At 62.9% G+C, this 12,795-nt stretch carries 7 protein-coding genes and 1 pseudogene; 2 read left to right on the top strand and 6 right to left on the bottom strand.

What is annotated here, in order from left to right:
• Positions 1-556: 556 nt before the first annotated feature.
• A pseudogene (locus M1E01_RS10555) lies at positions 557-2,111 on the top strand (IS1182 family transposase); the annotation flags it as partial.
• Positions 2,112-2,268: 157 nt separating this feature from the next.
• On the opposite strand, the gene M1E01_RS10560 reads toward M1E01_RS10555, so the two are convergent.
• Positions 2,269-3,141: a formate/nitrite transporter family protein gene (locus M1E01_RS10560; RefSeq protein ID WP_457971564.1), complete on the bottom strand. Its 873-nt coding sequence runs from the start codon at positions 3,139-3,141 to the stop codon at positions 2,269-2,271.
• 596 nt (positions 3,142-3,737) lie between these two features.
• Between M1E01_RS10560 and M1E01_RS10565 the strand changes: the two genes are divergently transcribed.
• Complete coding sequence (locus M1E01_RS10565; RefSeq protein WP_457971565.1) at positions 3,738-4,145, top strand: nuclear transport factor 2 family protein; 408 nt, start codon at positions 3,738-3,740, stop codon at positions 4,143-4,145.
• 135 nt (positions 4,146-4,280) lie between these two features.
• On the opposite strand, the gene M1E01_RS10570 is transcribed toward M1E01_RS10565, so the two are convergent.
• From M1E01_RS10570 to M1E01_RS10590, 5 genes are all read right to left on the bottom strand, one after another.
• On the bottom strand, positions 4,281-4,916 hold the full coding sequence (locus M1E01_RS10570) for a hypothetical protein (protein ID WP_457971566.1): 636 nt from the start codon (positions 4,914-4,916) through the stop codon (positions 4,281-4,283).
• A 407-nt stretch (positions 4,917-5,323) separates the two neighbouring features.
• Positions 5,324-7,021, bottom strand: coding sequence for a hypothetical protein (locus tag M1E01_RS10575; protein WP_457971567.1), 1,698 nt, complete (start codon positions 7,019-7,021; stop codon positions 5,324-5,326).
• An 86-nt stretch (positions 7,022-7,107) separates the two neighbouring features.
• The gene (locus M1E01_RS10580; protein WP_457971568.1) at positions 7,108-8,328 is read right to left on the bottom strand and encodes a hypothetical protein; all 1,221 of its coding nucleotides are present in this window, start codon (positions 8,326-8,328) and stop codon (positions 7,108-7,110) included.
• 1,149 nt (positions 8,329-9,477) lie between these two features.
• Entirely contained in the window at positions 9,478-10,530 is a 1,053-nt protein-coding gene (locus M1E01_RS10585; RefSeq protein ID WP_457971569.1) for a LacI family DNA-binding transcriptional regulator, read from the bottom strand.
• 272 nt (positions 10,531-10,802) lie between these two features.
• Positions 10,803-12,671 carry a glycoside hydrolase family 13 protein gene (locus tag M1E01_RS10590; RefSeq protein WP_457971570.1) on the bottom strand — a complete coding sequence of 623 codons (1,869 nt, stop codon included), beginning with the start codon at positions 12,669-12,671 and terminating at the stop codon, positions 10,803-10,805.
• Positions 12,672-12,795 lie beyond the last annotated feature (124 nt).

Genomic DNA, 12,795 nt, shown 5'->3' on the forward strand with positions numbered 1-12,795 from the left:
GCCCAAACCATGGAGCAGGTCCGAGAGAATGGCTGCCGCTACAGAGGGATGGCTTTCAACCTTCGTCTCGAAGACAGAACAGAGATGCCCACAGGACACGACCGCGATTACTTCCGGTTGCTGGTGCGATTAATTCGTGGGGATGGCGAGCTGACCCCTGACTGGCGCTTTCCCATTGAGCGTCAGGCTGAGCCCACCCCAAGCTAACAGCGGAAACCACTTAGGTTGACGGAATCTCCCCTATCGGCGTTTGAAAATGGGCGGGAGAGTGGCTTTTTTCAGCGGTCCAAAGCCGGCAACCCATGCAGAGCCGGTTCCGCCTAGCTGCGTCCGTTGAGGATGGCTGAAGGCCGGAGCCCCGGATCCAGGAACTAGACCGCACCTGAACGCGTGCAGCGGCGCGCTGCTTTTGATTTAGGCGCACACTGGGCGGGTTACCGGCTCGTCCCGGTCGCTTTAGGAAACACGCCCTAGGAGACTGCTGAACTAATCGCGGATGTGGGGCGCGTCGGCTGGACTGGTGGGCCTGGTGGGCCTGGTGATTAAGACTGGTCTTATGCAGGGACGCGAGGACGGGCAACGCGGGTATTTGGATGTGGAGGCGCTGGCCGGGGCGCTGTTGGCTCCGGGCAGCGTCTTCGTGTTTCTGGCCAAGCATCGGGGGCGGCTGTTTCCGGATTCTATGATGGAGGACCTGTTTCCGTCGCGGCGGGGCCGACCTTCAGTTCCGGCGCCGGTGATCGGTTCGGTGCTGGTGTTGCAGGCGCTGCAGGGCCTCTCTGACCGGGAAACCGCCGAGGCGTTGACGTATGATCTGCGCTGGAAAGCGGCGTGCGGATACGGGTTGACTGATACCGCGTTCCACCCGAGCACGCTGACGTACTGGCGCAGGCGTCTGGCCGGATCGGGAAACCCGCACCGAATCATGGACGCCATTGCCGAGGTCGTCGCGGAAACCGGAATCCTGAAGGGCAGGCGCCGGCGGGCAGTGGATTCAACAGTCCTGGATGACGCGGTCGCCAGGCAGGACACCATCACGCAACTGATCGCCGGGATCCGCCGCTTCGGCCGTGACGTCCCCGGCGGCCGGGAACTGCTGGCCGCCCATGCGAACGGGTATGACTACACCCGCACGGGTAAGCCGGACATCGCCTGGGATGACCAGGACGCCAAAGACGGGCTCGTCTCGGCGCTGGTCACCGACGCGCTGGCGCTGCTGGCGGCGGTCGATCCCGGGACCTTGGAGGGCAAGGCGGCCGATGCGTACGCGCTGCTGGCCCTCGTGGCCGGGCAGGACGTGGAACCGGCCGAGGGCTCGGAGGGGACCGACGGGCGGTGGCGTATCGCCCGCAGGGTCGCCCCGGATCGGATGATCTCCACCGTGGACCCGGATACCCGGCACGCGCATAAGACCCAGTCCCGGCAGCAGGACGGATTCAAGGCCCACATCGTGATCGAGCCCGACACCGGGCTGATCACCGCCACGGAACTGACGAAAGCCTCCGGACCGGAGAACAGCGACGGGGCCGTCGGTGCCCGGCTGATCTCCATGGATCCTACGATCGCCGGCACCAGCGTGGACGTCCTGGCCGACTCGGCCTACGGTTCCGGCGAGATGCTCGCCGCCCTCGCCCTGACCGACCACATCCCGGTGATCAAGCCTTGGCCGCTGCGCTCAGCCGTTGAGGGCGGGTTCACTCTCGATGATTTCAGCGTCGATGAAGCTGCCGGCACCGCGACCTGCCCGAACGGCATCACCAGGAACATCACCGCCAAACGACGGGTCACGTTCGGCGCCGCGTGCACCGGCTGCCCACTCCGGGACCGGTGCACCGCCTCACCGCGGGGACGAAAGCTCGAACTCCACGAACACGACGCGTTGCAGCGCGAACACCGTCGACGCGCCACGGATCCAGCCTTCCAGGACGCTTACGGCAGGTAATCGGCCCATGGTCGAGCGGTCCATCGCCTGGCTCACCCGCGGCAACCGCCGCGTTCCCCACCGCGGCATCACACGGAACAACGTCTGGCTGCACCTGCGGATCACGGGACTAAACCTGCGCAGACTCCTGAACCTGGGACTGCGCGTGAACGAGGGATCATGGGTGCTGGTCCCGACACTGGATGAGGCCCCACATCCGAGGCACCATGAACCGAGCGGGCGGAACGACCCCGTTGTCGCACCCGAAAAGTGCTGACCAGAACACGCCGCTTGACGGCCCTTGGTGGCGTTCCGCCCGCCCCACAACCACGTTGTTCAGCAGTCTCCTAGGGGCGGATTCCGCTTTCGGTGCGCGCGACCTCGTCCCCGGCCGGGAGCTCGAGGTTCCCGACGGTGTTGGACGGCGCTTTGGTCCGTGCGTGGGTGACGTAGAGGGGCAGGGCGGTGAACAGCAGGCCGCCGACGAGGTTGCCGAGCACCGTTGGGATTTCGTTCCAGACCAGGTAGTCCATGATGGTGAACTGGCCGCCGAGCAGCAGACCCGACGGGAACAGGAACATGTTGACGATGGAGTGTTCGAAGCCCATGTAGAAGAACAGCATGATCGGCATCCACATTACGATCACTTTCCCGGGGACGTCCTTGGCGATCATGGCGCCGGCCACGCCGATCGAGACCATCCAGTTGCACAACATTCCGCGGACGAACAGCGTCAGCATCCCGGACGCGCCGTGCTCGGCATAGCCGAGCGTGCGCCCCTCGCCGATGTGACCGATGGCGACACCGACCTCGTTCGGCGGGATGGCGAAACCGTAGGTAACGACGACCGCCATCAGCAGGGCCACCGTGAACGCTCCGAGGAAGTTCCCGACGAACACCAGCCCCCAGTTGCGCAGGATTCCCCGGACGGTAACGCCGGGCCGCTTGTCCAGCAGTGCCAGGGGTGTCAGGACGAACACCCCGGTGAGCAGGTCATAGCCGAGCAGGTACAGCAGGATAAACCCGACCGGGAAAAGGATCGCCCCCAACAGCGGGATGCCGGTGGTCACGCTCACCGTGACGGCGAACGCGGCCGCCAGCGAGAGCAACGCACCGGCCATCGCCGCGCGCACCACCGTGTCCCGGGTGGACATGAATACCTTCGACGCGCCGGCGTCGATCATCGTCGTGATCAGATCACCGGGCTTCACATAGGACATGGGTGGCTCCGAGGGGTTGGGCTTTGTATGCGGTCCGGGCTGGGCAGCATGGGAAGACAGTAACTGTCCGGCATTTCGGCCAAGTTTCCTCAGGGCCCCTGCCGCGTTACTTTTTGCTCACCCTATCGGCGGGACGTCCCGCCGCCGTCGCTCTTGCATCTGGGGATAATCGAGGCCACGGGCGCGCCGCGTGCTGGCGACACCGAGCAGCTATCCTTGGAACCTTCATCGGGTCCACGCGAAATAGACTGCGGGCGGAAGCACTTGAATGGGGAGCGTGTCAGCTCTCCGCTGACAACTCCTTAGACATAGCAAGCGTCCAAGGGGTTCCCATATGCACGATCTTGGCGCCGCCGATAGCGAATATTCGGTCCACCGCCGGCAACCCATCACCAACGCCGGCCATGTGCGGCGGACCCCCCGCAGTGACCGACGTCGCCGGGTTCAAAGAGACAGGTCAGTGCGGCGCGAGCGGTGCGGTCTTCGGAGCTGTTCCTTCCACGCCCAAGGAACGCTGCGCTTAGAGCCCGACCCCCACGCATTGTCATGCTCGAAGCCTGAAGTTAGCATTTAGTTCCGGCCCGAGGAGGTGAGCAATGCTCGACGAGACAGACCTCCTGCAGGCTCTGCGGCGTCACTGGGAGTACTCCGGCAAGGACGAGGACGTCTCCCACGAGATCTACCACGACGACGCGGTGCTTGAGTTCCCTCAGTCTGGCGAACGGTTCGAAGGTGTGGAGAACTTCCGCGAATGGCGACGACAGTACCCAGCGAGGCTCAAGTTCCACACTCGACGAATCACTCATCGTAAAGACCTGGTCGTTGTGGAGAACCTGATCAGCTACGACGGCGCGCCGTGGATGTACACCGTCAGCTTGATGGAATTCCGGGGCGACCGGGTTGCGCACGAGCGGATCTACATCATGGATGGCTGGGATGCTGCCGAGTGGCGCACCCCATGGCGCGCCGAGAGGTCTGCAGACCCGCCACCGCCACCTCCGTAGCTCGACAGTTGCACTCGCTCCGGAGCCCATGTGGCCAGCGTTGTCAGCGCTCGAACTCCTCTGCTTCCCGTGAGCGCGATGAGCTGCGCAGGGTAGCCGGTGGAGTAGCTACTAGTAACAGTGCGGCGGCCGCTGTTACGACGACCATGGCGACCAAGCAAGACCCTGTGATCGATGACGGTCACCAGGGCAGCGCCGAGAGCAATGAGCGCCGTCTGCGGGACAAAAAGACTGGTCTGCACAGCCGACCCGACCCGACCCGACCCGACCCAGAAGATCGGCGGGCGTTCGCCGCTGGACCAGCGTGTTCAAGGCGATCATGGCTGCGGCAATCCCCGCACCGAGCATCAGCATTGCGAGGAGTGCTGCAGCGGAGGACGGAATGAGGAGCAAACCCAGGGACAGCGCAGCCGCCAGCAGCCCGATTGCGCCGGCACCCTGCACGCTGACCAACACGCCAAGAAACGCAGGGTCACGCTTCAGATTGGCGACCACATCGAAGACCACGGCTTCAAAGAGGCCCCCCATGGCGAATACGGCGCTAGTAGCCACAACCGTCCGTTCCATTCGATCAATCAGCACACCCAGTAGGGGCGCGAACAGGGAAGGTGCCATGATGAAGAACACCGTGGCGCCCGCCGCTGCGCTACTCCCGGTCAAAGACTTGACCCAAATGCCAACAGCGAGAAAGAGGATGCTGCTTCCGGCCGAACTGAGTGTAAAACCGGACAAGTACAGGAAGGCTCGTCTGTTTCGCAACACACGAAACATCACCGCATACTTCCCTCATCGGGAACCCAATTGAGAAACACGTACAGACCCCCAAATTTCGTGCTTTCGAGCTATCCCACATCCTAGCCACGAGGGTCACGGGCGAGAACAGGGGCCACCGCCATCCGAGTACGTGGAAACCCTGCCCTAGAAGTGCGCCCAGCAACTGTGCCAATTCCTATGCTGTCGGGGCCGCCAACATCGTGTTCCTCAAAGGGAGATTGCAAGACCGCTACCCCGAAACCGCGACCTGAAAGCCGATTAGGTGGCAAAAAGCCCAGCAGGAAGGTGACGGATCCTAGTCCGGTGACCGGCAAGAGTGCCGGCCACCGGACAGGGAGCGTTTCCCTACTGCTGGTGGCGAATACCGAGGCTTGCCGCCTTGCCAGCAGCTGGTGAGCACCAGATCAATCGCCGCCGTCCTTGTAACCGCCGTCCTTGGAATACCCGCCATTCTTGTTGATGGCAGTGGAATCACCCAAGACCGCCGCCGAGACGGCACCAACCGTGACAGGGGCAGTAACCGGGACGATGACCTGATTTCCGGAGGCGATGCTGTGATCACCGGACGTCACCGCATTGATCCGCGGTCCCGTCGCGGACCCCTTGTGGTTCCCGTCCTTGTAACCACCGTCCTTGGAGTATCCGCCGTTCTTGTTGATGGCAGTGGAATCACCCAGGACCGCCGCCGCAACGGCACCCACGGTCACCGGGGCAGTAACCGGGACGATGACCTGGTTGCCGGAGGCGATGCTGTGATCACCGGAGGTCACCGCGTTGATCCGCGGTCCCGCCACGGAACCCTTGGGCTTCTCGTTCTTGTAGCCGTCGTCCTTGATGATGGCAGTGGAATCACCCAGGACCGCCGCCGAGACGGCACCAACGGTCACCGGGGCAGTAACCGGGACGATGACCTGGTTGCCGGAGGCGATGCTGTGATCACCGGAGGTCACCGCGTTGATCCGCGGTCCCGCCACGGAACCCTTGGGCTTCTCGTTCTTGTAGCCGTCGTCCTTGATGATGGCGGTGGAATCACCCAGGACCGCCGTCGAGACGGCACCAACGGTGACAGGGGCAGTAACCGGGGCGATGACCTGGTTTCCGGAGGCGATGCTGTGATCACCGGATGTCACCGCGTTGATCCGCGGTCCCGCACCGGACCCCTTGTGGTTCCCGTCCTTGGGCTTGTCGTTCTTGTAGCCGTCGTCCTTGGGCTTGTCGTTCTTGTAGCCGTCGTCCTTGGGCTTGTCGTTCTTGTAGCCGTCGTCCTTGGGCTTGTCGTTCTTGTAGCCGTCGTCCTTGTTGATGGCAGTGGAATCACCCAGGACTGCCGCCGAGACGGCACCAACGGTGACAGGGGCAGTAACCGGGACGATGACCTGGTTTCCGGAGGCGATGCTGTGATCACCAGATGTCACCGCGTTGATCCCCGGTCCCGCCGCGGACCCCTTGTCCCCACCCTGGTGGTTCCCGCCGCCCTTGTTGATGGCGGTGGAATCACCCAGGACTGCCGCCGAGACGGCACCCACGGTAACAGGGGCAGTAACCGGGGAAATGACCTGGTTTCCGGAGGCGATGCTGTGATCACCGGATGTCACCGCGTCGATCCGCGGTCCCACCGCCGGCCTCTTGGACTTCCCGTCCTTGTAGCCGCCGTCCTTGGACTTCTCGTCCTTGTAGCCGCCGTCCTTGTTGACGGCAGTGGAATCACCCAGGACTGCCGCCGAGACGGCACCAACGGTGACAGGGGCAGTAACTTGGGCAATGACCTGGTTTCCGGAGGCGATGCTGTGATCACCAGATGTCATTGCATTGATCCGCGGTCCCACCGCCGACCTCTTGGACTTCCCGTCCTTGTCGCCGCCGTCCTTGTTGATGGCGGTGGAATCACCCAGGACCGCCGCCGGGACGGCACCCACGGTGACAGGGGCAGTAACCGGGGCAATGACCTGGTTACCGGAGGCGATGCTGTGATCACCGGAGGTTTTGGCCGTGACGGGCAGACCCTCGAGGGGCTCTGATGCGCTGGCGGCAGAACAGCCCAGGGCTAGTAGCCCGCCGGCCAAGACGGTGCCAAGCAGCCCTCTGCGGATATGTGTTTGCATGATTAGTTTCTCCTGAAAAGTTGTTGATGGCCGCTCAAGGCGGCTGGTCGCTCGCTTTCTGCTCACGAGGAGCACCGAGGACCCAACTAGTCAGGGGAGGAGCCGGGGTCGAAGGACACCGGCGCAGGTACATGCTGAATTGGTCCGCTGACGGGAACCGACCCCGGCACGGAAAGATAAGCAAAATTGTTGGAGAGCCACGCCGCGGGAGTTTGGGAACCGCTGGGCCCCTGGCCCGATCCCGATCCGGAAACCGCGGCCCGGATTGGCTCCGGCAATGCGCCTGAGGATCCCCCGGCAGCACCAGCCCAGGCTTGGAAGCCAGAACCGGCAGCAGCCGGTACCAGTAGCGTGCTCAGGGGCCCCGTGAGCAAACCGCAAGGAGTCAGTGCGTCAAGCGGTCCTGCGGACCAGAGACCGGTGCTTCCGACAGCGGCACCAGCGTCAGCTGCGGAGACCCCGGACAGGACCATGACTGTATCGTCTTGAACCGTGGCCGGAACGAAGCCTGAAACAAGCACTGGTGCTACGTCTCTCACCAGGGCGGGAACAGGCTGCAGGACGTCATCCGGCGCAGCCACATCATCAACCACCGGTGACACGACGTCAACCACCGGCGAGACCACGTCCACCACCGGCGACACGACGTCAACCACCGGCGAGACCACGTCAACCACCGGCGAGACCACGCCAACCACCGGCGACACGACGTCAACCACCGGCGAGACCACCTCTACCACCGGCGACACGACCTTGGTTACGGGGTTAGGAGTTCCTGGGGCAAGTGGTCCTGCGGACTCTGTCACCAGGTTGGTTACAGGCTGCAGGGCGGCATTCGGCACAGCCGCTTCATCGACCACCGGCGAAGCGACGTCAATCACCGGGCGGGCCGGTTCGATCACTGTGGCCACAGTCTTCGACGGATCAAGCCCGTCCGTCACGGGGAGTGGGATCACCGGGACACTCGCCGGCCAGGCCGGGTCTGCGGGAACGGACTGGGGAGCGCTGGGGACGGGTGCGGGATACGCTACCGTCGGTGCCGGCGGACGCGGGGCAGGTGCCGCCAGCGCCGCCGCCCTGGTCACAGCTGCCACGGAAGTGCCGAGACTGGAACTGACGTTGCCTGCAGCTCCGGCGGCGGTGGAATTCACCGGCGCGGCAGCGGAAATGGTGCCAAGCACTGGTCCGGATTCCGCGCCCGTGTCTGCCGCACCGGACGGGGCTGAAAAGGCCAGCCAGGCAACTGCGAGGGTGCCGGCAAAAAGCACAGGGCGCAGCGCATTGAACGACACTAATGACGTTGCCATGCAGCACCCCCTAATGCCCTGGTCCTTGCAGTTGGTCCTGCATTCTTGCTGTCTCATAGCCAATATGCTCGGGACGGCCGGGCACGGCACGAGTAGTCGGTACTCGTTTTGGAGGCGGACGAACTACTTTGTCAGCCGGTATGTACGCGTCTCCAGAAAAACCAAACCCTGTTAACGGTCCAAATCCGGCTAGAGATCTGGCTTGGGTGGCTTTGGATTGGAGGCTTTTGGCATCAAGTCGTGGTCGCAACACACAACCCCACGGCACCACCGGTCCCCCGTCATCTTGGGCGAACAGTGGCTGTGCACAGCCTGAAGGGTAGGGGGTCGGGAGGTCACATTTCCCATGGACAGGACGAGACGCTGCCGGCTCGCCCCCGCACGGCCGGGGTTCTTCAGCAGGCAGGACAGCCACAGTGACCGCGCTGGGTGTTTCGGGAGGATCTAACTCCCCTCGATGCGTTTCCCTGACACCTCCACCGGTCAAGGCGAGGCAAGTGAAAGCGGTTCAGTGTGTCTGGGATTGAGTCCGTGAAAAGTGCTGATGCACAGGCAACGAGCCAAGCCGTGTGAGGTGCGCCAGTCCTCGTTTCGCCGTCCTCGGACGCCCCGGGCACTGGAAGGCCGGCGGGTTCGGGGACGACGAAGGCGAGCAGAATGATGATGACGATAGGGGTCAGGCGGCCTGTAACAAGAAGTGAACGCCAACCGCCAGCGGTACGAGCATGGCAGCCACTGCGGCACAACGGTCTTTCCGAGCCCGACCCCTGCATATGCAGCGGCAACCATTGCCCCACGTCGCCTTGCGGGAATGAGATCAGCAAGGGGGCGATACCGGTTGGCATCACCGCGCCTACCCTCAGACAAGCTAGGAGCCGCCACATGGTGACGGAGGAAATCTGGAGATGCTGCCTCGAGCGTCGTAGCGACAGAGAAGAGGCCGGCCGCGCTAACCAGCACTGTCTTCCGCCCGAACAAATCCGCAAGACGACCGGCGATGATTGCCGGGCATCCCATGTTTATCTCCTCTTGAACTGGCGGGTTTGCTGTCGGGGGAAGTGCGGCACGGTGTGCCGCACTTCCGGAATGGCGGAAGTCCGCATTCCACAGCTGTCTGTTGCCCCATGCTGTTGTAGGGGCCCAACCGACTTATTGGTCAGGTGGTGGCGCTGTGGAGGAGCGGACGAGAAAGTTCGTAGGAAGAACGTTATTGGTGGGTTCGGCAGAAGTGCTGACGAGCTGATCGAGGATGCTCTCCACGGCTTGGACGCCTTGGTCGTGGGCATGCTGGTCCAAGGTAGTGAGACCAAATGATTGGCCGATTGGATGGGCATCAATCCCGATCACGGAAAGATTGCCCGGGACGCTGAGCCCAAGGTCCCTGGCTGCGAGAATTACTCCTGCAGCCATTTCGTCGGAGGCACTGAATATTGCTGTGGGCCTGTTGACAGGGTCAGCGAGAAGATTTTTGGCCTGCTGGTAAGCGTCGTTGAAGGAGTAATCGGATGTCAGAAGCCACGCCGGATTCACAGGCAGGTCGGCACTTTTCATGGCGTGCAGGTAACCCGACCGCCGGTCGCCCGACGTTCTGAAATAGCGGTCCTGTTCGTTCTCGCCGCCCACATGCGCGACTTTGTTGTGGCCCAGGCCGATGAGGTGTTCTGTTGCACGACGGCCAGCGTCGAACTCGTCAATGCTGATGGTGCTTACGCCTGCCAAGGGGCCCCCGACTCCAACAACCGGGATGCCTGTTGAGAGTAGCTGTTCGGTTTCTTGCTTATCCAGGTTCAGGGCCACAGCGACCACTGCGTCCAGTCTTTTCCTAAGGAGAAAGTTCGACAGGATGCTTTCCCGATAGCGGTCACCCTCGAAGTTATAAAGGGTGAGGTCGTATCCAGCTTCCATGAGTGCGGCTGCGGCACCTTCCAGAACCGTGGAAAAGTACCACCGGCCGACGAAGGGCAAGACGATGCCAATGTTGCGACTGCGCCCGCTAGCGAGGCTTGAGGCATGGTATGACATGACGAAACCCAGCTCATCAGCAGCTTTCTGCACCTTGATTCTCGTCCGGGCGGATACCAGCCCGTTACCGCTTAGGGCGCGCGAAACAGTGGCTGATGAGACGCCGGCGAGCGCGGCCACATCCTTTAGACGTGGGGCGCCTGGCTTCGTCCCTTCGGTTGTCAGTCCAGCCGTAGCCATATGCGTCCATCCGATAACAGGGTTGGGGCCCCGCTGGCCCTGTAGTCTGAGGAACGCCACCATTGGACACCGGCACGGGCTACGTGAACGGCAGCCAGCGTCAGATCAGTTCGATCCTGCGCGGAGTGACTGTAAGCGGGGGTCATGGTTTCGATTGTAGGGTCCTTCGGCGTGCATCGAAAGCGCTTACAGTTACGAGATCCCCGGTGGTAAGGGGAAGTACCGGCGGCGCTTCACCTTTCGGCTTTCTCTAGTGGAAGCGTTTGCTCTCCTTATCTGGTGTCTTGGCTGGTGCTGCCGCAGCGCCACATGCTGAAAGCCGGGCCGTCGCTCGGCAGTTTGAAGAGGCCATTCTTGTCTGCATGGAGGTCCGTTGTGCCCGCGAGCCCGCGGAGGTTCGCGCCGACGGTTTTGGAGGGCAGCTTCACCGGCGCGTGGTTGGCCCGTGCCGCATGGACAAGGATGCTCTCCCCCGGGGTTTCGCGCAGGAACGTGAACGCGTCATTGCCCACAGACAGCCACCGCAGGCCACCTTGGCGAAGGACGGGGGACTGTTTCCGCGCTTCAAACAGGGCTTGGACGAGAGCGAGACGCTCGGAATTCCAATCCCCCTCGTCGGCCCAGGGGAAAGGCCGCCGGCCGTCCTCCCCGTTCACGCCCTCCTGGCCAATCTCGTCACCGGCCCACAGCATCGGGATGCCTGGCATGGTGGCCAGCAAGCCCAGCGCAACGGTAACCAGCCGCGGATCGCCCAGCATGGTGCTGATCCGCATCGTGTCATGGGACCCCACGAGCGTGAGAGCGTGTGATGTGGCACGCCAGGGCGCAGCTGCGGAAAACTCCCGCATGGAAGCAACAATGTCGTGCCCGGACAGTCTGGGAATCGCGGTAAATGGCCCTGGTTCAAAGGGGACTTCCGACGGTCCCTTGAGCCATTGCCAGACGGGGCGGGTAAAACCGGCGTAGTTCATCACTCCGTGCCAGCCGTCCCCGTCAAGGTCGTGGGACGCATCGTGGCTGTGCTCGGCCAGCAGCAGCGCGTCAGGGCTGGCTTCAGCCATGGTCTTGCGCAAGGTGGTGGCCACTTGGTGGTTCAGGTCAGTGGCGCCCAATCGGCCTGTCATGTTGGCGACGTCGATACGCCATCCGTCGAAGCCGCTAGGTCCGAGCCAGCGGGCCACAACAGACTGCTCACCTTCGTACAGGCGCTGCCGCAGCTCCGGGTTGCTGTGGTCGAACTTGGGCAAGGACTGGTGCCCGAACCAGCACACGTAATCGTCCGGATGGTGGTTGAAGAGAAAGAACCCTGCTTCGGTGCTGCCCGGGTCATTGACGGCTGCCTTGAACCATTCGTGAACATTTCCGCAATGGTTCGTTGTGAGGTCTCCGAGCAGGTGCATGCCGCGGGCGTGGACGGCCTCGGACAGGCGTTTCAAGGCGGCGTCTCCGCCAAGAAGGGGGTCCACCTGGTCGAATCTTGAGGCGTCGTATCGATGATTGGAGCGGGCCGGAAAGATCGGCGTGAGGTAGATGGTGTTGGCGCCGGTTGACTGAATGTGGTCAAGGTGCTCAATGATGCCGTCGAGGTCCCCGCCGTAATACTGGTACGGCGTTTCCGGCCCCCTGCCGATGACGGGGCTGTCCCAGTCCTCTGCAATAGCCCATTCCGGCGCGGGCCGGTCAACTGACTTGGCGAAGCGGTCAGGAAAAATCTGATAAAGCACAGCGTCGCCCGCCCACGCCGGAGGTGCCGGATGGGTGCTGATCCGGAAGTCCGAGGCGTCGGTCACGTCATGGGTGTGCAGGCCCGTTCCATTGAGCCACTGGTACCCGTCCTGGATCCCGTCAAGGAGCCAGCGATAGTTCACAACGGGGTTCTCAACGGCAATGTCCGCCCGCAGCCAGAACTCGTGTTCATTCGCCCGGTCGACTGTCGTCTCCAGCAGCGCCTGTTCTCCGTCCACAAGTACACGCAGGAGGGCCTGGGTCACCCCGCTTGCCCGCGGGACGCGCAAGAAAACGGTGACTTGGTCCCCGAGGTCAGGTGCCAGGTCGGAGACGTACATGGCCGAGCCGTCGTGGTGCGGCACGTTCCAAAGTGGCTGGTCCTGCCGCACGGAGGGTGCATCGAAGGAAGACATGGTCTCGATTGTAGGGCTTTTCCATCAAAATGTAAGCGCTTCCCTTAGTATTCACTGTCGTAAGTACCTCGTTTACAACTATCTCGCGGCCAGACCCGTGGGGCTAGACAGAAAAAATGGAAGC

Source organism: Arthrobacter sp. D1-17, from assembly GCF_054130535.1.